General features: G+C 68.1%; 19 protein-coding genes. 11 read left to right on the top strand and 8 right to left on the bottom strand.

The genetic code is table 11. The annotated features are described in order from the left end of the window. The first annotated feature begins 62 nt into the window (after positions 1-62). Entirely contained in the window at positions 63-1,040 is a 978-nt protein-coding gene (locus tag I6I07_RS24850; RefSeq protein ID WP_006394785.1) for a Bug family tripartite tricarboxylate transporter substrate binding protein, read from the top strand. A 19-nt stretch (positions 1,041-1,059) separates the two neighbouring features. Here I6I07_RS24850 and I6I07_RS24845 read toward each other — a convergent pair whose 3' ends face one another. From I6I07_RS24845 to I6I07_RS24835, 3 genes are all read right to left on the bottom strand, one after another. Next, complete coding sequence (locus I6I07_RS24845) at positions 1,060-1,836, bottom strand: ABC transporter ATP-binding protein (protein ID WP_198484136.1); 777 nt, start codon at positions 1,834-1,836, stop codon at positions 1,060-1,062. Positions 1,837-1,841: 5 nt separating this feature from the next. After that, positions 1,842-3,512: an ABC transporter permease gene (locus tag I6I07_RS24840; protein ID WP_198484135.1), complete on the bottom strand. Its 1,671-nt coding sequence runs from the start codon at positions 3,510-3,512 to the stop codon at positions 1,842-1,844. Between the two features lie 152 nt (positions 3,513-3,664). Beyond that, a complete protein-coding gene (locus I6I07_RS24835) occupies positions 3,665-4,708 on the bottom strand; it encodes a Fe(3+) ABC transporter substrate-binding protein (protein ID WP_006394788.1) in 1,044 nt (347 codons plus the stop codon). Between the two features lie 327 nt (positions 4,709-5,035). Here I6I07_RS24835 and I6I07_RS24830 point away from each other — a divergent pair, with 327 nt between their 5' ends. Then, positions 5,036-5,812: a ferredoxin--NADP reductase gene (locus tag I6I07_RS24830; protein ID WP_006394789.1), complete on the top strand. Its 777-nt coding sequence runs from the start codon at positions 5,036-5,038 to the stop codon at positions 5,810-5,812. Positions 5,813-5,910: 98 nt separating this feature from the next. Here the strand turns inward: I6I07_RS24830 and I6I07_RS24825 are convergent, their stop codons facing one another. Genes I6I07_RS24825 through I6I07_RS24815 form a run of 3 tightly spaced genes read right to left on the bottom strand, consistent with a single transcriptional unit; the run spans position 5,911 to position 8,678 of the window. Further along, complete coding sequence (locus I6I07_RS24825) at positions 5,911-6,885, bottom strand: Bug family tripartite tricarboxylate transporter substrate binding protein (protein ID WP_198484134.1); 975 nt, start codon at positions 6,883-6,885, stop codon at positions 5,911-5,913. A gap of 54 nt (positions 6,886-6,939) precedes the next feature. After that, on the bottom strand, positions 6,940-7,323 hold the full coding sequence (locus I6I07_RS24820) for a hypothetical protein (protein WP_198484133.1): 384 nt from the start codon (positions 7,321-7,323) through the stop codon (positions 6,940-6,942). After that, the gene (locus I6I07_RS24815; RefSeq protein ID WP_198484132.1) at positions 7,320-8,678 is read right to left on the bottom strand and encodes an acyclic terpene utilization AtuA family protein; all 1,359 of its coding nucleotides are present in this window, start codon (positions 8,676-8,678) and stop codon (positions 7,320-7,322) included. The genes I6I07_RS24820 and I6I07_RS24815 overlap by 4 nt, the downstream gene beginning before the upstream one ends. A gap of 100 nt (positions 8,679-8,778) precedes the next feature. On the opposite strand from I6I07_RS24815, the gene I6I07_RS24810 reads away from it, so the two are divergent. Further along, positions 8,779-9,693: a LysR family transcriptional regulator gene (locus I6I07_RS24810; RefSeq protein WP_035360351.1), complete on the top strand. Its 915-nt coding sequence runs from the start codon at positions 8,779-8,781 to the stop codon at positions 9,691-9,693. 38 nt (positions 9,694-9,731) lie between these two features. Here I6I07_RS24810 and I6I07_RS24805 read toward each other — a convergent pair whose 3' ends face one another. Together I6I07_RS24805 and I6I07_RS24800 are read right to left on the bottom strand one after the other, a co-directional pair. Continuing rightward, positions 9,732-11,096 (bottom strand): hypothetical protein, encoded by a 1,365-nt coding sequence (locus I6I07_RS24805; RefSeq protein WP_198484131.1) that lies wholly within the window; start codon positions 11,094-11,096, stop codon positions 9,732-9,734. 16 nt (positions 11,097-11,112) lie between these two features. Beyond that, positions 11,113-11,586, bottom strand: a complete 474-nt coding sequence (locus tag I6I07_RS24800) for a hypothetical protein (protein ID WP_198484130.1) — start codon at positions 11,584-11,586, stop codon at positions 11,113-11,115. A gap of 184 nt (positions 11,587-11,770) precedes the next feature. On the opposite strand from I6I07_RS24800, the gene I6I07_RS24795 reads away from it, so the two are divergent. The 8 genes from I6I07_RS24795 (at position 11,771) to I6I07_RS24760 (ending at position 23,919) form a co-directional block, all read left to right on the top strand. Then, on the top strand, positions 11,771-12,157 hold the full coding sequence (locus I6I07_RS24795) for a Rid family detoxifying hydrolase (protein WP_006394795.1): 387 nt from the start codon (positions 11,771-11,773) through the stop codon (positions 12,155-12,157). Between the two features lie 39 nt (positions 12,158-12,196). Then, entirely contained in the window at positions 12,197-14,287 is a 2,091-nt protein-coding gene (recG, locus tag I6I07_RS24790) for an ATP-dependent DNA helicase RecG (RefSeq protein ID WP_198484129.1), read from the top strand. 81 nt (positions 14,288-14,368) lie between these two features. Next, on the top strand, positions 14,369-15,319 hold the full coding sequence (locus tag I6I07_RS24785) for a LysR substrate-binding domain-containing protein (protein ID WP_198484128.1): 951 nt from the start codon (positions 14,369-14,371) through the stop codon (positions 15,317-15,319). A gap of 118 nt (positions 15,320-15,437) precedes the next feature. Further along, positions 15,438-15,938: a Dps family protein gene (locus I6I07_RS24780; protein ID WP_006394798.1), complete on the top strand. Its 501-nt coding sequence runs from the start codon at positions 15,438-15,440 to the stop codon at positions 15,936-15,938. Between the two features lie 934 nt (positions 15,939-16,872). After that, positions 16,873-18,132 carry a nucleotide sugar dehydrogenase gene (locus tag I6I07_RS24775; protein WP_198484127.1) on the top strand — a complete coding sequence of 420 codons (1,260 nt, stop codon included), beginning with the start codon at positions 16,873-16,875 and terminating at the stop codon, positions 18,130-18,132. A 43-nt stretch (positions 18,133-18,175) separates the two neighbouring features. Beyond that, entirely contained in the window at positions 18,176-20,656 is a 2,481-nt protein-coding gene (locus I6I07_RS24770; RefSeq protein ID WP_198484126.1) for a hypothetical protein, read from the top strand. Then, positions 20,653-22,716 carry a glycosyltransferase gene (locus tag I6I07_RS24765; RefSeq protein ID WP_198484125.1) on the top strand — a complete coding sequence of 688 codons (2,064 nt, stop codon included), beginning with the start codon at positions 20,653-20,655 and terminating at the stop codon, positions 22,714-22,716. Before I6I07_RS24770 ends, I6I07_RS24765 begins: the two co-directional genes overlap by 4 nt. A 42-nt stretch (positions 22,717-22,758) precedes the next feature. Beyond that, positions 22,759-23,919 (top strand): polysaccharide biosynthesis/export family protein, encoded by a 1,161-nt coding sequence (locus I6I07_RS24760; protein WP_116522424.1) that lies wholly within the window; start codon positions 22,759-22,761, stop codon positions 23,917-23,919. Positions 23,920-23,924 lie beyond the last annotated feature (5 nt).

Here is a 23,924-nt window from a genome sequence, read left to right as displayed (position 1 = left end):
CCCGGCCGGGGCGGCAGTATGATGCGCATCCCTAATGTGATAACAATCGGGATGGAGACATCATGCAACGCTTTACCCTGAACGCGCTGCGCGGCCTGGCCGCGCTGGCGCTGGTCCATGGCGCCGCCGCCGCGCAGGCCGCCGGCTATCCGGCCAAGCCCATCGTGTTCATCGTGCCCTACACCGCGGGCGGCACCACCGACCTGGTGGCGCGCACCGCCGGCGCGAAGGTCGCCGAGAAACTGGGCCAGCCCGTCATCGTCGAGAACCGCCCGGGCGCTGGCGGCAACATCGGCATGGACGCCGTGGCCAAGGCCGCGCCGGACGGCTACACCATCGGCTTCGGCGCCATTTCCACCAACGCGCTCAATCCCTTCGTCTATCCGTCGATGCCGTTCGACCCAACCAAGGACTTCACCGGCATCAGCATGCTGGGCGCGTCCTCGGTGGTGCTGGAGACCGGCCCGTCGCTCAAGGTCGACAGCGTCAAAGACCTGGTGGCCTACGCCAAGCAGCACCCGGGCACGGCCTTCGGCACGCCGGGCACCGGCACCTCGATGCACCTGGCCGGCGTGATGTTCGACCAGCTCACCGGCGTCGGCATGCAGCACATTCCCTACAAGGGCAGCGCGCAGGCGCTGAACGACCTGCTGGGCGGCCATCTGCCGATCATGTTCGACAACCTGCCGGCCTCGCTGCCGCACATCAAGTCGGGCAAGGTCCACGCGCTGGCGGTCACCGGCAGCAAGCGCGCGCCGGCCCTGCCGGACGTGCCGACGCTGGCCGAGCTGGGTTATGGCGGGGCGGTGGTGGATCCGTGGTTCGCGGTCTATGGCCCGGCCAAGATGCCGCCGGAAATCACGGCCGCGTTGAGCGAAGCCTTCCAGGCCGCGCTGGCGATGCCGGACGTCAAGGACAAGCTGGAGCAGGCCGGTTTCATGCCCTATGGCTCGACGCCCGCCGAAGTCGAGCGCCTGACCCGCAGCCAGTACGAGTCGTTCAAGGCGCTGTCGCAGAAGGTCAAGCTGTCGGCCGACTGAGCGCCGCGCGGTCCGTGGATCAGCGGCCGCGCTCGAACACCTGTTCGCGCTGCTCGGCCAGCGCTTCGCGCCGGATGAAGTCGCGCACGAAATCGTCGGCGGGGTGGTGGTGCAGGTTGTAGGGCGTGTCCCACTGCGCGATGCGCCCGGCCGCCATCACGCCGATGCGGTCGGCGATGGCGAAGGCCTCGGCCTGGTTGTGCGTCACCAGGATGGCCGTGTGGCCGGTGGTTTTCAGGATCTCCCGCACCTCGAAGGCGAGGCGCTCGCGGGTGTCCACGTCCAGGTTGGAAAACGGTTCGTCCAGCAGCAGCAGGTCGGGCGAGGGCGCCAGGGCCCGGGCCAGGGCCACGCGCTGCTGCTGGCCGCCCGAGATCTCGTGCGGATAGCTGTTGGCGACGTGCGCCAGGCCGACCAGCGTCAGCATTTCCTCGACCCGGCGGGCGCGCTCGGCGCGTTCCAGGCGGCGCAGGCCAAAGGCCACGTTCTGCGCCACCGACAGGTGCGGGAACAGCGCGTAGTCCTGGAACATCATGCCGACGCGGCGCTTTTCCGGCGCGACCTGTTCGGCGGGCGAGGAGATGACCGTGCCGTCCAGCAGGATTCGGCCGGCGCGCACCGGCTCGAAGCCGGCGATGGCGCGCAGCACGGTGGTCTTGCCGCAGCCGGATTCGCCCAGCAGGCAGCCGATATGGCCGGCCGGCAGGCCCAGCGTCAGGTCCTGCACCACTGGGCGCAGGCCCTTGGGCGTGTCGTAGGCCAGCGAGAGGTGATCGAGTTCAAGCAGATCGGGCACGATGTTCAATGTCCCATTTTCAGATTGGTGCGGGCCAACAGGATGACGGGCAGCAGGCCGGCCAGCACGATCGCGAGCGCGGCGACGGCGCCTTCCTCGTAGGTGCCGCGGGCCGCTTCGGCATAGAGCCAGGTGGCGAGCGTGTCGAAATTCATGGGCCGCAGCAGCAGCGTGGCCGGCAGTTCCTTCATGGCGTCCACGAACACCAGCAGCGCGCTGGCCGCCAGCGCCGGGCGCAGCAGCGGCAGGTGGACGCGGCGCAAGGTGCCGGTCGAACTCTCGCCCAGCAGGCGCGAGGCCTGCTCCAGCGACGGCGGGATGCGGGCCAGGCCGGCTTCCAGCGCGCCGGTGGAGATGGCCAGGAAGCGGATGGCATAGGCGCATACCAGCGCCGCCATCGAGCCCATCAGGAACAGGCCGCTGCCGCCGAAGATCTTGGCCACGGCGGTGTCGATCCAGACGAACGGCGTCAGCAGGCCGATGGCCAGCACGGTGCCCGGCACGGCGTAGCCCAGGCTGGCGACGCGGGCGCAGGCGCGGCCCGGGTTGAAGCCGGCGCTTTCGCGCAGCGTGCGGCCGGCCCAGGCCACGATCAGGCCGCAGACCAGCGTCACGATGGTGGCGCTGAATGCCACGATCAGCGTGTTGCCCAGCCCGTTGAGCAGTTGGCTGGAGACGCCGCCGACCATGTGCAGGCGCTTGTAGGTCTCGACGACCAGGTACAGCGCCGGCGCGACGAAGCCGACGATCACCGGGATCCAGCCCAGCACCGCCGCCAGCGCCGCGGCGGGACCGCGCAGCCGGCGTGGTTGCATCGGCCGCATGCGCTGGGTGTTGGCGTAGCGCTGGCGCTTGCGGCCGTGGCGCTCCAGCAGGATCAGGCCGATCACGATGGCGAGCATGGTCAGCGCGATCTGCGCCGCGCCGGCCAGGTCGGAACGCGTGACCCAGGTGGTGTAGACGGACACGGTCAGGGTCTGCACGCCCAGGAACTCCGAGGCGCCGATGTCGTTCAGGGTTTCCAGCAACGCCAGGCTGACGCCGACCACGATGGCCGGGCGCGCCAGCGGCAGCGCCACGCGGAAGAACACGCCGTAGCGGCCCGCGCCCAGCGTGCGCGCCGCTTCCAGCAGGCTGGCGGCCTGCGTCATGAACATGACGCGGGTGCTGAGATAGACGTAGGGGTAGAGCACGAAGCCCAGCACGAAGATCGCGCCTTGGATCGAGCGCAGGTCCGGCAGCCGGAACTGGCGCGGGCTGTCGTAGCCGAGCAGCGCGCGGATGGCGCTCTGGATCGGGCCGATCGGGTGCAGCAGGTCGAGATAGGCGAAGGCGATGATGTAGGTCGGCACCGCCAGCGGCAGCAGCAGCGCCCAGGTCAGGGCGCGCCGCGAGGGGAATTCGTAGGCCGTCACCAGCCACGCCGAGCCGGTGCCCAGCAGCGTCACCAGCACGCCGACGCCGGCCAGCAGCATGGCGGTGTTGGCCAGCGCCTGCGGCAACACGTAGGTGGCCAGGTGGCGCCAGTGCGACAGGTCGCCGCCCATGGCCCACCAGACCAGGGTCAGCACCGGCGCCAGCACCGCCAGGCCGATCAGGGCGGCGCCAGCCAGCCAGCCGGCGCCGCGTTCAGCCCAGCGCAAACGCAGCGGCCGGGGCAGGGAATCTGTATGCATGCTTCACAAGGGTTGCTGCGGGGAAGGCGCCACGCGGGCGGCGCCTATAGTAGCGTCAAGGCCTGCCGCCGCTCGCCCGGTGAAATCCGGGGCGAGCGAGGGCAGGCCTGAGTGCCGCGAGACGGCGCCGGCGGGCGCCGCCTGGCCGCGTGTTAGTTGTCGAAACCGACCTTGTCCACCAGTTCGCTGGCTTGCTTGCGGTACTTGGCGATCTCGGTCAGAGGCAGGGGATCGACCTTCAGTTCGCCGAAGCTGGCGATGACCGGGTCGAGCTTGACGCCCTTGCGCACCGGGTACTCGTAGTTGGCCTGCGCGTACAGCGCCTGCGCCGGCTCGGACACCAGGAAGTCCAGCAGCTTGATGGCGTTGGCCTTGTTGGGCGCGTGGGCCGCCACGGCGGCGCCGCTGACGTTCACGTGGGTGCCGCCGCTCTTTTCGTTGGCGAAGGTCGGGCGAATCACCTTGATGGCGTCGCCCCATTTGCGGGCGTCGGTGCCGGCCTCGGCGTTCTTCATATGGCCGACGTAGTAGGCGTTGGCCAGGCCGATGTCGCAGATGCCGCCCAGGATGTCGCGGGCCACGTCGCGGTCGCCGCCGGCGGCCTTGCGGGCCAGGTTGGCCTTGACGCCGCGCAGCCACTTCTCGGTGGCCTCGGCGCCGTCATGGGCGATCATGGAAGCGACCATGGCGGTGTTGTAGGGGTGCTGGCCCGAGCGGATGCAGACCTTGCCCTTCCATTTCGGGTCGGCCAGGTCTTCGTAGCGGAAGGATTCCAGCTTCAGGTCCTTTTCGACGTACAGCACGCGGTCGCGCAGCGACAGGGCGTACCATTTGCCATCGGCGCCGCGCAGGTTGGCGGGGATCACCGATTCCAGCGTCTGCGACTTGACCGACTGCGTCACGCCGCCGTCCACCAGGTCGAGCAGGTTGCCGATGTCGACGGTCATGAGCACGTCGGCGGGCGACTTGGCGCCTTCGGCCTTGACGCGCTCGAGCAGGCCGTCCTTGACGAATACCGTGTTGACCTTGATGCCGCTTTCCTTGGTGAAGGCATCCAGCAGCGGCTGGATCAGCTTCGGTTCCCGGGTGGTGTAGAGGCTGACTTCCTCGGCCGCGTGGGCCGGGACGGCGAAGGCGGCGGCGCCGGCCAGGGCCAGGGCGCGCAGCAGGGTGGTCATTTGGGGACGCATGGACATAACGGGAACTCCGGCAAGGGCTGCGACGACCGGCGCGCAAAACGCCGCCGCCGCTCAAAGCGGTCTGCTAACGAAAATGATTATCAAGTCAGAGCGGCACGATAACAGGAAGTTTTATCGTGTTCAACTAGATGTAAGACTTGAGTTAGGACCCTTGATCCCCATCAATACGGCATAAGCGTATTACGGAATAATGAGAGCAATTATCATCAAGTCCCTGTAGAATAGGGACAACCCTAATACCGGGCGCGTCTTTTGTGCGCCGCGGCGAACCCAGCGGGGCAGGTCGGGCACCACGTCCTATGTTCCGCGCTTACTAGATACGACATGGCTGCTTTCAATACCGAGCGTGTACTGAGCGTGCACCACTGGAACGACACCCTGTTCTCCTTTACCACGACGCGTGACGCGGCCCTGCGATTCCACAACGGCCACTTCGTCATGATCGGCCTCGAAGTCGAAGGCAAGCCGCTGCTGCGAGCCTACAGCATCGCCAGCGCCAACTACGAAGAAAACCTCGAATTCCTCAGCATCAAGGTGCAGAACGGTCCGCTGACCTCGCGCCTGCAGCACCTGAAAGAAGGCGACACCATCCTGGTCAGCCGCAAGCCGGTCGGCACGCTGGTGGTCGACGACCTCCGGCCGGGCAAGCACCTGTTCCTGTTCGGCACGGGCACCGGCCTGGCGCCCTTCATGAGCATCATCAAGGACCCGGACGTCTACGAACGCTTCGACAAGGTCATCCTGGTGCACGGCGTGCGCTGGGTCAGCGAGCTGGCCTACGCCGACTTCATCGAAAACGAGCTGCCGAACAACGAGTTCTTCGGCGACGTGGTGCGCGACAAGCTGGTCTATTACCCGACCGTCACGCGCGAGCCGTTCCGCAACCAGGGCCGCATCACCGAGTTGATGGAAAACGGCAAGCTGTGCGCCGACATCGGCATTCCCCAGATCAACCCGGAAACCGATCGCGCCATGATCTGCGGCAGCCCGCATATGCTGGCCGACATCAGCGCCATGCTGGACAAGCGCGGTTTCGTGGTGTCGCCGGGCGTGGGCCAGCCGGGCGACTACGTGGTCGAGCGCGCCTTCGTCGACAAATAAAGCGCGGTTGCTCCGCGCCAGCAAAAAGCCCCGTCGCGTGTGCGACGGGGCTTTTTTCGTTTGCGTGCAGGGTGGCGGGGCGGGGGCCCCGCGTCGCGTCATTCCGGCTGGATGCCGGCCTTCTTGATGATGTCGCCCCACTTCTTCGACTCGGCCAGCTGGAACTGCGCCAGTTCGTCGGGCGTGGAGCTGGCCGGGTCGGTGCCGGTCTGGGCGTAGAACTGCTTGGCCGGGGCGCTCTGCGTGGCCTTGACCAGCAGCTCGTTCAGGCGCTTGACCACGTCGGGCGGGGTGCCGGCCGGCGCGTAGGCCGCGAACCAGTAGCCCATCTCGTAGCCCGGCACGCCGGACTCGGCGATGGTGGGCACGTCCGGCGCCAGCGGCGAGCGGGTCAGGCCCGTCACGCCCAACGCGCGCAGCTTGCCGGACTTGACCTGCGGCAGGCCTGTGGCGGTGTCGGTGATCATCATGTCGATCTGGCCGCCGAGCAGGTCGGTGACGGCCAGCGGGTTGCTCTTGTAGGGCACGTGCAGCAGCTGCACGCCGGCCATCTGCTGCAGCAGTTCGCCGGCGATGCGGCTGCTGGAGCTGCCGCTGCCGAAGCTGAGCTTGCCGGGCGACTGGCGCGCCTGCGCCAGGAAGTCGCCGACCGACTTGGCGGTCGAGTTGGGATTGACCACCATGATCTGGCCGCCCTTGCCGAGCAGCGAGATCGGCGCGTAGTCCTTGATGGGATGGTAGGTCAGCGTCTTGTACAGGTGCTCGTTGGCGGCATGGGTGGTGTTGGTGGTGATCAGCACGGTGTAGCCGTCGGGGGCCGCGCGGGCCGCGGTGGCGGCGCCGATCATGGCGCTGGCGCCGGGCTTGTTCTCGATCACCACGGCCTGGCCGGTCTGTTCGGTGACGCCCTGGCCGATGGCGCGGCCGATCTGGTCGGTGGCGCTGCCGGCGGCGAATGGCACGATGAAGGTGATCGGCTTGGCGGGAAAGCCCGCCGGGGTGCCCTGGGCCAGGGCCGTCAGCGGCAAGGCCGCCAGCAGCAGGGCCAGCCGGCCCTTGAGGGTAAAGCGCATGGTGTGTCTCCTGTCGTGTGTTGTGTGTGTTGTTGTCGTGGTGGTGCTGCGGGGTCAGGCGGGGGCGGGGTGGTCGCCCGCAATGTCGGGCAGGCGGGCGGCCAGCGCGGGGCTGACCTGGACCGTCATGTCCAGCAAGCGGAAGGACAGGCTCTTGCCGTGCGCGTCCAGGTTGAGGGCATCGTTGACGCCGCCGTCCAGCACGCCTTCGAGCACGAAGTTCATGGCGTGCAGGGTCGGCAGCAGGTAGCGGGTGACGCGGGCCGGCTGGCGATAGGCGAACCAGGCCGCCACGCGCGCCTCGGTGACCTGCGCGGCCAGCGCCTCATAGCATTCGGGGCCCCAGGCGATCAGGCTGAGATTGGAGGTGTCGCCCTTGTCGCCGGAGCGGCTGTGGCCCAGGCGGTACAGGGGGACGGATATCGACGGGGTGTTCATTGCGGGATCTCGTCCAGGAAGCGCCAGCCGCTGTGGACGGCGTCGCGGGGGATGGTGCAGGACACCATGTTCAGGCGCGGACGCAGCGCGGTGCGCACGCCGCCGCCGCCGGCCGGGCCGCAGGTATAGAGCGCGGTGACTTCGCGCAGCACGCGTTCGGCCATGGCGCGGTCGGCGTGTTCGCCGGCAATGCGCAGGCGCACGTCGCGCGCGTGGCCCTCGGGGCGGCCCCGGCGCAGGGCGCCGGCGTCGTCGTCCAGGATGCTGATGGCGCCAATCAGGTCGGCGCGCAGGCGCAGCGCTGATCCCAGGCGTCGCTGCACGATGTCGGCGGCCAGGCGGGCGCGCGCCTCGGCCTGCACGCCGGCGTACGAAATCTCGGCCTCGGCCAGCCAGCCGCCGTGGTGGCAGACGTTGACCTTCAGTTCGGCGGGGCGGGCGTGGCCGGTGATGCCGCGCACCGCGACGCGATCGCCGCCCAGCTCCTCGACCCGCGCCTGGCTGATGTCGGCGATCACGTCGGGCGTCAGGTAGCGGGCGGGGTCGTGCACTTCGTACAGCAGCTGTTCCTTGACCGTGCGGGCGTCCACCGCGCCGCCGGTGTCGGTGGCCTTGCCGATGACGAATTCGCCGTCGGCGTCGATCTCGGCGATGGGGAAGCCGGCGGCATGCACGTCCGGCACCTCTTTCAGGCCGGGCACGCAGAAGTAGCCGCCGGTGACCTGCAGGCCGCATTCGAGCATGTGGCCGGCCATGGTGGCGCGGCCCAGGCGAGCCCAGTCTTCAGGGTCCCAGCCGAAGTGCGCCAGGGCCGGGCCCAATGTCAGCGACGGATCGGCGACCCGGCCAGCGACGACGATCTGCGCGCCGGCGGCCAGCGCCTGCGCGATCTCGGTGGCGCCCAGGTAGGCGGTGGCGCTGACCACGTCCACGCCTTCCAGCGCGGCGCCCAGGCGCTGGCGCAGCAGGTCGCGCTGGGCTGGCGCGTCGAGCGCGTCGCCATGGATCACGGCGACGCGCGGCGCGGGCAGGCCTTGTTGCGCGGCCAGTTCGGCGATGCGGCGGGCGGCGCCGACCGGATTGGCGGCGCCGAAGTTGCTGACGATGGCGATGCCGTGGCGCAGGCAGTCCGCCAGCACCGGCGCCACCAGTTCATCGAGCAGGGGCTCGTAGCCGCGGCGCGGGTCGTCGTTGCGCGCCAGTTGCGCCAGCGCCAGGGTGCGCTCGGCCAGCGTTTCGAAGATCAGCGTGCCGCCGCCCCGGGCGGCCAGCGTGCGCACCACGGCGGCGGCGCCGTCGCTGCGGTCGCCTGAAAAGCCGGAGGCGCAGCCGATGAGCAGGGGAGAGGAAGGCATAAGGGTCCAGGCAGGGCGCGTAAGGGAATCCGGAGCCACTATAGGCAGCGCCCGCTCATCAGTAAAATAGAAATATCGGATCAATTAATCCAGAAAATCCATGAATCTATCCGCCCGGCAATTGCGCGCTTTCGTGGCCCTGGCCGACGAACGGCACTTCACTCGCGCCGCGCAGCGCTGCCACCTGACGCAGCCGGCCTTCAGCGCGCTGATCCGCCAGCTTGAGGAAAGCGCCGGCCTGCGGCTGTTCGACCGCAACACCCGCAACGTCGAGTTGACGGCAGAAGGCCGGGTGCTGGACGCATCCGCGCGGCGCCTGCTGGCCGATATGGACCTGGTGATGGAAGACCTGCGCGACCATGCCGCCCGCCGTCGCGGCCGGGTGGCGCTGGCCGCGCTGCCATCGCTGGCGGCGGGCTGGCTGCCGCCGCTGCTGGCACGGTTCCGCGACCAGCATCCGGGCATCGCGGTGGACCTGCGCGACGCCTTGCTCGATCCGTGCCTGGACATGGTGCGCGACGGCCAGGTGGACTTCGCGGTGGCCTCGCGGCGGCCGGACATGAGCGACCTGGACAGCGAATTCCTGCACGCCGACCGCTATTTCCTGGTGTGCCGCGCCGACCATCCACTGGCCAGCATGGCGCGCGTAAGGCTGCGCGACGTGGCCCGCCACGCGGTGATCCAGCTTGCGCGCAACAGCAGCGTGCGCAAGCACCTGGACGCGGCCTTTGGCGCGGACGCACCGCCGCCGGTGTTCGAGGTCGAGCACCTGGCCACCGTCACCGGGCTGGTGCGCGCCGGATTGGGCGTGGCGGTGGTGCCGGCGATGACGCTGTTCCATTTCGGCGGCCCGGACCTGCGCATCGTGCCGCTGGCGGGCAAGGCGCTGCTGCGGCCGCTGTACCTGGTGTGGCGCCAGGGGCGCAGCCTGCCGCTGGCCGCGCAGGCGCTGTATGACCTGCTGTGGGCCAGCCGGGCGGAGATCGGCGGCCCGCCGCCGACGGGCCGCCGTTGATGCCGGGCTGACAGGCCGCCCGATGGCGCGAAGCGGCGCTAGGCCGGCAGCTTGGCGCGGGCCAGCGCCAGTAGTTCGCCGGGATGTTCCGCGATGCGTGTGCGGGCGGCGTTGGCGCTGTCGGTGCGGGCCGGGGTGTCGACGGCGGTTTCCAGCGTGCCCTCCGGGAAGCTGAAGTGGCGGGCGATGTCGGCCAGTGCGTTGGCATGGACCGCCATGTCCGCGTAGGCCGCCACGATCGGCACCCCGTTGTGTTCGCCGATCTTGACCAGCACCTGCCCGACCGCCATGTGCTCGGCTTCCGCGCGCGCCAGGTCATTGGCGTTCGGGCCATGCGGGTCGACGAAGGCATTGTCGACCGAGACCAGGTACATGGCGGGGGACGCGGCGTCGAGCTTGGTGGTGACCGAGATGATGCCCGCGTCGGTGACTGCTTCGCCCGCGTTCAGGCGCCTGAGCAATTCAGTGTTGTGGTCATTGGTGGCCAGGGTGCGGGCGTACACCTTGGGCTCGCCCGAGGGCGTGGCGGGCGTCAGCACCCGCAGTTCCAGCCCGGCGATCAGTTTTTCGCGGGATGTGTCGCGGGCATCGTGCGTATCGCGCGGGGGGCGGGATTCTCCGGGCCTGAGCGGCGCGTCGCCACGCAGGGCCTGGTTGAAATCGCGGCCGCTGAACGGGGGCGGCACGTGGTTGTCATCCGCGCTGCCGCCGTCGGTCGGCGCCTGCTGGTACATATTCATCGCCAGATCCGCTTCCGGCGGCATCTGTTTGGCCACGGCCGCCGGCACGCCGAGGGAGGCCGCGGTCTGGCTGGCGTTTTGCTGGTGAGAGCGGTACGCCGCCTGGGCATTGCCCTGAAAAGGTTGCGCCGAGGTGGGCTTGAAACTGTGGTCGCCCAGATAGGCATAGACCTCATCGGCGCGCTCGGGGGAGACGGTCGGCAAGGGCGGCTGCGCCTGGTTGAATCCCGAGAACAGCCCCGAGACCACGTTGACGACGGCGTCGACCGCGATGCGCAGCAGGCCGGGCCCTTGCGAGGACGGCGTGGTGGGGCTGGGCGGCGTGCGGGGGGCCTGGCTACCGGAGGTCGATTGGCTGCGTGAGCGCTGGATGCCGCCCGTGGTGGTGCCGGTGTTACGGGTGCCGCCAGAGCCACGAGTGCCACGAGAGCCACCGGTGCGTCCGGTGCCTCCGGTGCCTCCGGTGCCGCCTGGAGGGGTGGACCAGGAGCTGTAGCGCCGCACCTGGAAGTTGATGTTCACTGGCCGTTGCCGGGTGCTCAAGGTCTGGCGCCGCACGAACGACGCCACGATTCGTTTCTGGGTTTGGCTGGTGACCACGCGCCTGGCGGAGTCTACGACTTTGGGGGCCTGGGTGGTCGCGATGCGGGAGATGCTTTGCATGGTGAGTCTCCCGGGGTCAGGCGCGCAGCATGCCGGGCGCCTGGCCGAACGCCTCCGCACCGGGGGCGGCGGCGGCCACGGGCAGGGCGTCGCGATAGGCGTCGAGCGCCTTGCCCGCCAGCACGGCGAAATTGCCCAGGACGTTCTGGAAGGTGGTGTCGTCCATGCCGGGCAGGTCCACCACCCAGCGGTAGAGCACGATCTGCTCCTGCGGCTCCAGCGCGAAGGCGCCTGGCAGCAGATCCGGGTCGCAATTGAGCTGCAGCACGTTGCTCAGCAAGGTCGGGTGCACGTCGGCATCCAGGGCGTCGACCTGGATCGCCAGGATGAAGACCTCGCTGTTCTCGGGCGGGTGCGCCAGGATGATCGCTTCGGGGAATGGGGAAATGCTCAAGACCGTGATGCCGGTCTGCTCGAATTCGTCCGCGTCTTGCGCGCCGGTTGCCTGGCGAATCCAATCCTTGACGGTGATGCGATAGTCCTGGGCCATGATGTTTTCCTTGGGTGAGGATGCCGGTGGGTGATGCCGGGGCGGTCCGCATTGCGTTTTTCCGTCCCGAAGTGTGGGTAACATGGAAGGTTCCGGGGTTCCTTGCAGTCGTGCCTTTCGCAAAACCCTATTGCCGATTAAAATCCGATAGTTGTAGCTATCCGTCACCAGAAGGATTCCGCCCATGAGCAAGCAAATCATCCACACCGACGCCGCGCCCGCCGCCGTTGGCCCTTACTCGCAAGCGGTTGCCGTCAGCGGCACCAAGACCGTCTACCTGTCGGGCCAGATCGGCCTCGAGCCGGGCACCGGCGACCTGGTCTCCGAGAATTTCGATGCGCAGGTGCGCCAGGCCTTCGCCAACATGACCGCGGTGGTCGAAGCTGCCGGCGGCACGCTGGACAAGGTGGTCAAGCTGACGCTGTTCCTGACCGACCTGGGCAAGTTCACCGCCGCCAACGCCATCATGGCCGAGCTGATTCCGCAGCCGTTCCCGGCCCGTTCCACGGTCGGCGTGGCCAGCCTGCCGAAGGGCGCGCAGTTCGAGGTCGAGGCCATCCTGGTCCTGTAACGTCCGCCCACGCGCGTTTTTCCCGGGGTTTCCTCCGATATGCCGGCCGCGGCCGTGGCTACCAAGCGATCCGGCGCCGAACCCAAAGGCGCCGGCAAAGCCATGACGGATACGGAGCGCAAGCTGCGTAACCTGGGCTTGGTGCTGCCCGAGGACTTCGTGCTGCACCTGCCGCTGCGCTACGAGGACGAAACCCGGGTCATTCCGATCAGCCAGTTGCGGCCCGGCTTTGCCGGCCAGGTCGAAGGCGAGATCACCAAATCCGAAGTGCTGTACCGGCCGCGGCGCCAGCTGACCGCCACGCTGGCCGATGACAGCGGCGAATTGCAATTGCGCTGGCTGAATTTCTACCCCAGCCAGCAGAAGCAGGTCACCGTCGGCAAGCGGCTGCGCGCCCGCGGCGAGGTCCGCGGCGGCCTGTTCGGGCGCGAGATGGTGCATCCGCGCATGACCAATGCCGATGCGCCGCTGCCCACGGCCTTGACCCCGGTCTATCCCACCACCGAAGGCCTGCCGCAGTTGACGCTGCGGCGTGCCATCGCGCAGGCGCTGGACCGCGCCGACCTGTCCGATACCCTGCCGCCGCAGGCGCTGGCGCGCTACGACCTGTCGCCGTTCGAGCCGGCCATCCGCGCCTTGCACACGCCGGCCCAGGGCGAATCCGAGGCGGCCCTGCTGGAGCGCGTGCATCCGGCCTGGCGCCGCATCAAGTTCGATGAATTGCTGGCCCAGCAGCTGTCGCTGGCCGCCGCCCGCGCCGCGCGCCGCGTCAAGGAAGCCGAGGTGCTGCCGGTGCGCAACGAGACGGGCGGCCTGGTGGACCGGCTCTACCAGACGCTGCCGTTCAAGCTGACCGGCGCGCAGCAGCGGGTGGTGGCCGAGATCTCGGCCGACCTGGCGCGGCCGTATCCCATGCATCGCCTGTTGCAGGGCGACGTCGGCAGCGGCAAGACGGTGGTCGCCGCGATCGCCGCGGCCCAGGCCATCGCCGGGGGCGCGCAGGTGGCGTTGATGGCGCCCACCGAAATTCTGGCCGAGCAGCATTTCCGCAAGCTGGTGTCGTGGCTGCAGCCGCTGGGCGTGAACGTCGCCTGGCTCAGCGGCAGCCTGACGGCCAAGGCGCGCCGCGAGGCGGCGGCGGCCGCGGCCGACGGCAGCGTGCAACTGGTGGTGGGCACCCAGGCCCTGATCCAGGACCACGTCGAATTCCACCGGCTGGGGCTGTCGATCGTCGACGAGCAGCACCGCTTCGGCGTCGGCCAGCGCCTGGCGCTGACGCGCAAGGGCGAGACGGTGCGCGGCCGCATCGTGCCGCACCAGCTCAACATGAGCGCGACGCCGATCCCGCGCACGCTGGCCATGACTTTCTTCGCCGACCTGGACGTGTCGGTGATCGACGAACTGCCGCCGGGCCGCACGCCGGTGCTGACCAAGCTGGTGTCGGACGCGCGCCGCGAAGAGGTCATTGCCCACATCGCACACGGCGCGCGTGGCGGCCGGCAGGCCTATTGGGTCTGTCCGCTGGTCGAGGAAAGCGAGGCCCTCGAGTTGCAGACCGCGGTCGACACCTACGAGGGCATGCGCGCGGACCTGCCGGACTTGCGCATCGGCCTGGTGCACGGCCGCCTGCCGCAAGCCGAGAAGGCCGCGGTGATGCAGGCCTTCCGCGAGGGCGAGATCGACCTGCTGGTGGCGACCACCGTGATCGAGGTGGGGGTGGACGTGCCCAACGCCTCGATGATGGTGATCGAGCACGCCGAGCGCTTCGGCCTGGCGCAACTGCACCAGCTGCGCGGCCGGGTCGGGCGTGGCACCGCCGAGTCCGTCTGCGTCCTGATCTACCAGACGCCGCTGTCGCAGGTGGCGCGCGAGCGCCTGCGCGCCATGTTCGAGACCTCGGATGGCTTCGAGATCGCGCGCCGCGATCTGGAGCAGCGCGGTCCGGGCGAATTCCTGGGCACGCGCCAGTCCGGCATGGCGCTGCTGCGTTTCGCCGATCTCGAGACCGACGCCGAGATCGCCGAGCAGGCGCGCGATGCCGCGGTCTGGCTGCGCGCCGAACATCCCGTCGCCGTCGAGGCGCACCTGGCCCGCTGGATGCGGGGCCGGGAAGACTTCCTGCGCACCTAGCGGATGGGTTTTCCAATGACCTTTTCATCTTCCAGCGCCGCCCGCCGGGCCGGCGCCCAACCCTCGGGGGCCTAGTCCACCATGACTCTGACCGAACTCAAATACATCGTGGCCGTGGCGCGCGAGCGCCATTTCGGCCGGGCGGCCGAGGCCTGTTTCGTCAGCCAGCCCACGCTGTCGGTGGCGATCCGCAAGCTCGAGGACGAGCTGGGCGTGACGCTGTTCGAGCGGGGCGGGGCCGAAGTGGGCGTGACGCCCATCGGCCAGCGCATCGTCGCCCAGGCCCAGAAGGTGCTGGAGGAAAGCGCCAGCATCAAGGAAATCGCGCGCCAGGGGCATGACCCGCTGGCCGGCCCGCTGCGGGTCGGCGTGATCCACACCATCGGTCCGTACCTGCTGCCGCGCCTGGTGCCGGTGCAGATCGGCCGCACGCCGCAGATGCCGCTGCTGCTGCAAGAGAACTTCACCGTGCGGCTGGTGGAGCTGCTGCGCCAGGGCGAGATCGACTGCGCGATCATGGCGCTGCCGCTGCCGGAAGCGGGGCTGGTGATGCAGCCGCTGTACGACGAGCCGTTCGTGGTGGCGGTGCCGCAGGACCATGAACTGGCGCAGCGCGTATCGATCGACGCCCAGGACCTGAAGCAGCAGACCATGCTGCTGCTGGGCAGCGGTCACTGTTTCCGCGACCAGGTGTTGGAGGTGTGTCCGGAGCTGTCGCGCTTCTCGGCCGCCAGCGATGGCATCCAGCGCACCTTCGAAGGGTCGTCGCTGGAGACCATTCGCCACATGGTCGCGGCCGGCATCGGCGTGACGGTGCTGCCGGTGACGGCGGTGCCGGAGCAGCCGCCGTCCAACAGCCTGCTGCGCTACCTGCCGTTCGAAGGCCACGTGCCCGAGCGCCGCGTGGTGCTGGCCTGGCGCCGCAGCTTCCCGCGGCTGGCGGCGATCGAGGCGCTGGCCCAGGCGGTGTACGAATGCGAGCTGCCCGGCGTGCGGATGCTGTCGGACGAAGTCGCGGCCGTGCAGGATTGAAAATACGGGCGCATTTGCGCTCGATCAAGCCGCGCTGCGCCTGCCGGTTCTTGCGCCGGAATGTCGCAGGCGCGGTGTTATCCTAGTTTTGTCTACCAACCCCAACAGGGAGCTAGCAATGGCAAAGTCCTCCAAGAAGACCCCCAGCGTTCCGCGCATCAACATCGGCATTTCGGACAAGGACCGCGCCGCCGTCGCCGGCGAGCTGTCCAAGCTGCTGGCCGATTCGTACACCTTGTACCTGATGACGCACAACTTCCACTGGAACGTCACGGGGCCCATGTTCAACACGCTGCACCTGATGTTCATGACCCAGTACACCGAGTCGTGGAACGCGCTGGACAGCATCGCCGAACGCATCCGCGCCCTGGGCCACTACGCGCCGGGCACGTACCGCGAGTACGGCAAGCTGTCGTCCATCGCCGAGCCGGACTCGGTGCCGGAAGCGCTGGAAATGGTGCGCCTGCTGGTCAATGCCAATGAATCGGTCGCCAAGACCGCCCGCGCCGCCTTCGAGAAGGCCGACGCCGCCAACGACCAGCCGACCGCCGACCTGCTGACGCAGCGCCTGGACGTGCACGAAAAGAACGCCTGGATGCTGCGCAGCCTGCTGCAGTAAGCGCCACGGGCGGCGTCCGAGCCGGCGCCGTTCAAGAGCCAAGCCCCCGGGACCTTCGCGGTTCCGGGGGCTTTTTTCATGCGGCCCGCATGGGGGCGGGCCGGTGCGCGAGGAGCCCCGCCGACATATTGCCGTTGTCGGGGGAGGGGATGAATTCGCGGTTTTTCCCCGTTGAATCCGATTTTCCCGCAGGCAGGGGCGTGATTTTCCCGCGGGCAGGGCGCGATTATCCCGGGAGCAGGGCGTATTCAGCCTTGGACGGGCGTCCATCATGCGCCGCACTTGTTCAATTGTGTAATCCACCGGCCTGTCATCGGTGGAAGTCATTTCAATATCAGGACAGATTTTCCCGCTTGGCGCACGGCGCGCTTTGGGCATTTACGCGTGGGGCGCGCATGCCATGTTCATGCGGCCAGGTCAATTGGCGGAATGCTTTTCCGATTCGCCCCTGGGCCGATATTCCGCGGTGATTCTGACGCGATCCGTGACTTGAAGTTGCAATAAGGACATTTTCCCAGGGGGCTTACTGTTGCCCGTGAACGAATGCTCATTCCTTGCAGTTTTATTAAGCCAAGATAAGAAAACGACTTTACATATTTGCTAACAAGACAAACGATCTCATTTATTTCCATTTGTATGGGAAAAGAGATTATTTCAGGGATTTCCCCACGTTTATTACGACCTCGGCGACTTATTTCCATAGCATCGAAAACTTTTAGAAAAAAGTTTGCTGTCTGCCCGGCCTACGATTCGTTGGCTCGCTACCCGCTCGTATGACGGGGTGTCGAGATGTAATCATTTTTGAACAACGCGTCCACCCCGGGCAGAAGAAAACCATGCGATTCCGTATTGTTTTCGCCGTGCCCGGGTGTCGGTTTCTAGTGTCTTCGACACGACGAAAACAGTGAGGTCCCCCGTGGTAAAGAGAATCGCAGTGTGCGGTCTTGGATATGTCGGCCTGCCCGTGGCCGTGGCATTTTCCAGGCGCTTTGATGTCGTCGGCTTTGATGTGGACAAGCGGCGGATCACGAGCCTGAAACAGGGAGAGGACTGGACCGGCGAGATCGAACATGAGGCATTGCTGGCGTCCCCCATGCAGTTCACCGACCAGGTGAGCGAACTGGATGGTTGCGATTTCTTCGTTGTCGCCGTGCCGACGCCGGTCGATGAAAAGAACAATCCCGATTTTTCCCTGCTGGTGCGGGCCTGCCGTTCGATCGGCCCCGTGCTGCGCCCCGGCTGCATCGTGGTTTTCGAATCCACGGTCCACCCCGGCGCGACCGAGGAAATCTGCGGGCCGGAATTGGAAAAAGTGTCGGGCCTGCGCTGCGGCGTCGACTTCAAGCTGGGCTACAGCCCCGAACGGATCAATCCGGGCGACCGCGAGCATCCGCTGGAGAAGATCGTCAAGATCGTGTCCGGCCAGGACGCGGAATCGCTGGAGGTCATCGCCGGCGTCTACGAACAGATCATCGACGCGGGCGTGCACCGCGCCTCCTCGATCAAGGTGGCCGAAGCCGCCAAGGTGCTGGAAAACACGCAGCGCGACATCAACATCGCCCTGATGAACGAGATGTCCAAGATCTGCGATCTGGTCGGCATCCGCACCGCCGAAGTGCTGGAGGCCGCCGGCACCAAGTGGAATTTCCTCAAGTTCACGCCCGGCCTGGTCGGCGGCCACTGCATCGGCGTCGATCCCTACTACCTGACGTCCAAGGCGCAGGAACTGGGCTACCACCCCGAAGTCATCCTGTCGGGCCGTCGCATCAACGACGGCATGGCCAGCCACGTGGCAGCGCGCGTGGTGCAGACCCTGGCCCGCAACGGCCGCCTGAACGCCGCGACCCGGGTCGGCATCCTGGGCATGACGTTCAAGGAAAACGTGCCGGACATCCGCAATTCGAAGGTGGTCGACCTGTACCGCGCGCTGGGCGACTACGGCATCACGCCGGTGGCCTGCGACCCGATGGTCGACGTCGAACAGATGCGGCACGAGTACGGCATCAGCCTGGTGGAACGCGACCAGTTCCGCGACCTGGACGTGCTGATCCTGGCCGTGCCGCACCGCGAGACCATGGAAACCCTCTGGGAAGACCTGCCGCAACTGGTCAAGGCCGACGGCATGGTCTGCGACCTGAAATCCGTGCTGGACAGCCGCCGGCTGCCGTCCGGCCTCTTGTACTGGACCCTCTGAGTCCAGGCCCGCCGCAACCCATCAAACACAGGAGAGGCCCGGAATGACCGCCTTTACCATCGCTCCGATTGGCACCTGCCGTATCCACACACCGCTGCGCGACGCAGTGGGACGCTACCCGATCAAGCAGCAGCTCGGTCGCAATTACGGTTTCGTGCACACCAGCGCCGAGGCGCTGCAGCAGGCCCGCTTCATGTTCGGCCAGGCCGAGGTTCCCACCGACGTGCAACGCGTGATCTTCCGTCCGTCGAACGGCGAGCAGGCCCGCCGCGGCACGCACAAGCCGGCCGACCTGTACATGGTCGAGCTGTCCTCGCGCAAGTTGCTGACCGTCGGCAACCATCCCATCCAGTCCAACTACCTGGTGCGCTTCTTCAGCGAGTTCTTCGCCGACCGCGCCCGGACCCGCGCGTTCTGGTCTCAGGCCAGCGACGAACGGCTCGCCGAGCGGCGCGCGTGGCTGGACCAGGATCCCGTCTTCAAGACCCTGTCCGCGGACAACCGCGAGCTGCTCGCCCGCATCGTCAAGCGCGAACAGACGGATGAGGAAATCGAGCAGCAGATGCACGAGCTGGTCGACCTGCTGGGGCGGGACAAGGTCGTGTTCGTCACGCACGTCAATGCCATGACGCCCGACAATGTGCCGATCGAACAGCGCGCCCAGCTGATCGCCGCGGTGACCGCCAGCGCGCAGCGCATCGGCGTGCCGTGCTATGACCCGACGCCGCTGATGAACAAGATCGGCCAGGCCGACGCGCTGGAAGACGGCGGGCTCGACCTGACGCACTACACGCCGCTGTTCGCCGAGCGCCTGTACACCGAGTGGTTCAAGACCTTCGTGCGTCCGCGCATGAGCGCGTCCACGCCGCAGCCGTCGGTGCCCAAGCTGAGCGCCGACGAAAGCGCCGAACGCATCGAGAAGATCTGGGATTCGGGCGACCTGCGCGAAGCCTCGCGCCGCCTGCGCGACGTGCTGCGCCGTCATCCGGGCCTGCCCGACCACACGCTGCTGTTTGCGCGGATCCAGGAAGAGCTGGGCGACTACGAAGGGTCGCTGGCGCTGCTGGGCAGCGCGGACGGCACGCTGGCCACCGGCAGCAAGGCCGAGCAGATCCTGATGCGCAACCAGTTCAAGCTGGGCCGCCATGAGGTGGCGCACTCGCTGGCCGCGGGCCTGCTGGGCGACGAAATCGAGACCCCGGAAATCGTGCGCATCGCCGCGATCTCCGCCGGTCACCTGGGTTTCGTGGACGAGGCGCTGGGCAACTGGAAGCAGCTGTTCCGCATTTCCTCGCCGCAGGACGCGACCGCCACCGAGGCGGCCGACACCGTGCTGTCGCTGCTGCAGGCCGGCAGCGACATGGAAGCGGCCCTGCGCTGGGTCCATGAAGTGCGCGCCGCGATCCCGTCGCATGGCCGCAGTTTCGCGATGCTGTGGCGCGACCGCCTGATCGCCGGCGACCGCGCCGGGCTGCGCGCGCTGGCGTCCGAGTCGCCCGCGCTCAAGGATGTCGAGGCGCTGGAGTTGATCAAGGAAGCCACGTGGCGCGGCTGCATCATGGCCGCGGCGGCGCTGGCCATGTCGTGCAAGTTGGCCGACAGCGAGCAGGAAGACATTTCCGCCTGGCTGCTTACGCAATCCGCGGCATGGGCCGAGGAGGGCGCCCAGGCGCTGGAGGAAGGCCGCCTGCGCGATGCCGCCGAACGCATCTGCGCGCATCGCCTGCTCAACCCCGATGCCCTGGCCGGCGTGCGCGCGCAGCGCGCCTTCGAACGCGCCATGCGCCTGGGCGCGCGGGCCGCGCTGGTGGCGGGCAACCACAAGGAGGTGATCGACCTGACCGACATCGCGCTCGACACCCAGGTCGAGTTCCCCGAACTGCACGCCATGCGTGGCCGCGCGGCCGACGCGCTGGGCGACAAGCAGACCGCCATGCGCCACCTGGAGCAGGCCGCCGCCAACGAGTCGGCGCCGTTCAGCACGCAGCTGCACTTCGCCCGCGTGGCGTTCAACGGCGGCTGGTTCGGCGAGGCGATCGACGCCTACAAGATGGTCCTGGCGCATGCGTCGGCCGACCAGAGCGCCCGCGACGAGGCCGAGCGCCAGCTCGGCAGGCTCGGCCCGCGCGCCATCCGCGGCGCCCGGGAAATCCTGTCCGCCGGTGATCCCAAGGCGGCCTGGATTCTGCTGGAGCGTGTCGCGCAATCGTGGCCGGGGATGACGGAAGTCGATCACGAGAAGCGGCGCATCCTGGCCGTCCTGTACGCCGAGGCGCGCGCGCTGGAATCGTCCAGCACCACCGAGCGCCTGGCGTTGGGCGAGCGCATCCTGCAACTGGTCTCCGACGACCCCATCGGCCTGCGCCTGGCCGCCGTCGGCGCCATGCGCCTGCACCGCTTCGAACAGGCCTTGCCTTACTGGCGCGCGCTCAAGGAACGTTCCGACAATCCGGCCCAGTTCGATCACTACATCCAGCGCTGCCTGGTGTGGATCGACAAGGCCAACCGCAGGAAGGCCGCATGAATCCGCCCCTGATCACCGAGCGCGAGAACACCGCGTCGTCCGACCTCCAGGCGGTCCAGGGCCGGCTGGAGGAAATCGTGGCGGCCTCGGTGCGGGTCCAGGTCGCGCAGGCCAATCTGGCGGACGCGCAAACGCTGGCGCGCGGCCACATGGCCGACTCCAAGGTCCGCTTCCTGCTGCTCAGGCTGAAAGAGGCGGCGGGCCTGAACGAGGGCATGTCCGAGCAATGGGCCAAGCTGCTGCGGGAATGCCCCGATGACCTGGAGATCGTGCGCTATCGCGCCACTCGCCTGGTCAAGGAGCGTCATCTCGAGGACGCGCTGTCCCTGGTCGAGCGGCACCTGCCCGAGTCCACCGATAACCCCGCCCGGCTGTTCGCCCGCGCCAAGCTGCTGAGCGATATCCGCGCCTACGAGCAGTCGGACGAGCTGTTCCGCCGGCTGATCCTGCAGCACACGGACCGCAACATCCGCGTCGAGTTCGCCAAGCGCCTGCGCAAGCGCGGCCTGCTGGCGGACGCGTTCGAGGTCATCGCGCCCGTGGCCAAGCACCTCGCGCCGGGCAGCAAGGCGGCGGAACTGGCCAACGGCCTGGCCAGCGACTATGCCTTCTACCAGCGCCTGGAGCCCGAAACCGCGCTGGCCGGCAAGGACATCAGGATCGTGTCGATGAAGCACGCCATCCTGCATTTCCGCGACCGCCAGATCCCGGAGTACGCGCCCGAGAAACCCGTTTCGGTCGCGCTGGTGACGGGCAGCCTGGGACCGGGCGGCGCCGAGCGCCAGCTGACGCGCCTGGCCGGGGAACTGGCTCGCATGTCGGACACGCCCAGCCCGGGCCCCGCCGATGCGCCGATGAAGCCGGAGAAGGTGGAAGTGCTGGTCAAGCAGCACACCGAGCCGCCCGGCTCCACCAAGAAGCAGGGTCTGGATTTCTTCCTGTCGGTGCTGGTCAAGGCCCGCATTCCGGTCACGGAAATCAACAAGCTGCCGGCGATCTCGGTGGCCCATCAATCCGTGCCGGATGGCAGCCTGGGTCGCCTGCTGGAGCAGCTGCCGCCGCCGGTGCACTATGGCGTGACGCGGCTGGCGCCGGTCCTGCGCGCCAGCACCTTCGACGTGGTGAGCCTGTGGCAGGACGGCACCTGCCTGTTCGGCGCCCTGGCGGCGCTGCTGGCCGGCGCGCCGACCATCCACCTGGTGTTCCGCGGCCTGCCGCCGAACATCCGCAAGGACCGCTTCCGCGAAGAGTATCCCGAGCTCTACCAGGCCCTGGCCAAGGTGCCCGGCGTGCATTTCGTCAGCAACAGCCGCAAGGCGGCCGAGGCCTACGCGGAATGGCTCGGCATCCCCATCGTGCGCTTCCACGTGCTCTACAACGGCGTGCCGGACCTGGCCACCGACGCCGCGGCGGCGGACAAGGAAAAGTGGCTGGCCTTCCAGGAAAGCACGGCCGACGCCACCGAGACCATCGGCGGCGTGTTTCGCCTGGAGCCCGACAAGCGGCCACAACTGTGGATCAAGCTCGCGGCGATGTACCTGAAACAGCGTCCGCAGGCGCGCTTCGTCATCGTCGGCGACGGCCGGCTGCACGACAACATCGTGGCGTTGGCGCAAGACCTGTGCGTGACGGACCGGCTGCTGCTGGTCGGCTTGTCGAATCACGTGGGCTACTGGTATTCGCAGATGGACGCCAAGGTCCTGCTGTCGCGCTACGAAGGCCTGCCCAACGTGCTGATCGAAGCCCAGTTGCTGGGTGTGCCGGTCGTTTCGACGCCGGCCGGCGGCGCGGGCGAGTGCTTCGAGGAAGACCAGACGGGGCACCTGCTGGGCGACGTCGAGCATCCCGACCTGCACGAGGCCTGCGACAAGGTCGCCTCGATCGTGGACCGGGTGCGCGCCGACGAAAGCCTGAAGGCCCAAAGCCGCGAGCGGGCGCAGACCCTGTTTTCGCTGGAGGCGATGCTGGGCAAGTTCCTGAGCCTGTGCATGCCGCTCATGCCCGAGTCGGAGAACGACGCGAGCATGGAGCTACCCCCCATGCGTCTGATGCAGGCCTGAGCGTCCGCCCGTCCCATCCTGGTCCTGAAGATAAAGGAAGTTATGCAAATGAACGTCCCGGCGGCGAGCCCGCGTCGCATTGCGGCGCCGGCCCTGCTGCTGATCACCGTACTCATGCTCAGCGGCTGCCAGCTGCCGCGCTCCGGCCCCATGTTGGGCGAGATGACAGGCGCCCACGACGACAAGGATGTCGTCGTGATGCCCGCGTCGCGCGAACTCGCGCGCGCGAGCCGGGTGCCCGAGGTCTCCGATTTTCCCGTGCGCTACCGCGACCTGACGCAGGCCGGCTTCGACAGCCTGGTGCCGGGCGATGGCATCAACGTGAAAGTGTGGGAACGCGGCGGGCTGGGCGTGTTCGCGGCGGACCCGACCGGCGTGAGCGACCTGGGCAACCAGGAACTGGACCGCAATGGCAACGTGTCCTTTCCCATCCTCGGCAAATTCAAGGCCGGCGGCATGACGCTGGGGCAGCTGCATGACGCCATCGTGGCGCGCCTGAGCCGGCTGGTGGCCGGCGCCGACGTCAGCGTGACGCGCGCCGCCGACGCGCGCGGGCAGATGGTGACGGTGCAGGGCAACCTGACCAAGCCGGGCATGTATCCCATCACGCAGACCGCCCAGCGGCTGAGCAGCGCGCTGGCGCAGGCGGCGCCGGTGCAGACCAATCCCGAGCAGCTCGTCATCAGCCTGCGGCGCGACAACAAGGTCGCCTCGGTGCGCCTGTCGGACATCTACCGCAACCAGAACAACGACATCCTGCTGCGCTCGGGCGACGTCATCACCGCGTACGAGTCGCGCGAGTTCCTGACGGTGCTGGGCGCGGCCGGCAACCAGGGCCGCGTGGCCATCAGCAAGCGCAACTACAGCGTGCTGGACGCGCTGGCCGACTCCAAGGGCCTGGATGACCAGACCGCGGACCCGCGCTCGGTGTTCCTGTTCACGCCCGCGCAGGCCGGCGTGGAGGGCAAGCCCGACCTGCTGCCGGTGGTGTACCAGTTCGATCTCACGCGCCCGGAACAGGTGGCGCTGGCCCGCGAATTCACCGTGCATGAAGGCCAGGCGATCTATATCTCGGACGCGCCGTTCACCCAGGTGCAGAAGGTGCTGTCCGCGTTCCGCGTGACCATGAGCGCCGGCTTCAGCGCCACCCGGGCGATCGACTCCAACTCCGGCTCCGGCGCCTCCAACGGCATCAGCCAGTAGTGTCG

It is taken from the genome of Achromobacter deleyi, assembly GCF_016127315.1.
In the GTDB taxonomy this organism is placed as follows: domain Bacteria; phylum Pseudomonadota; class Gammaproteobacteria; order Burkholderiales; family Burkholderiaceae_B; genus Achromobacter; species Achromobacter insuavis_A.
Note: the sequence above shows the minus strand (reverse complement) of the source record. Positions and strands in the feature narration are given on the sequence as shown.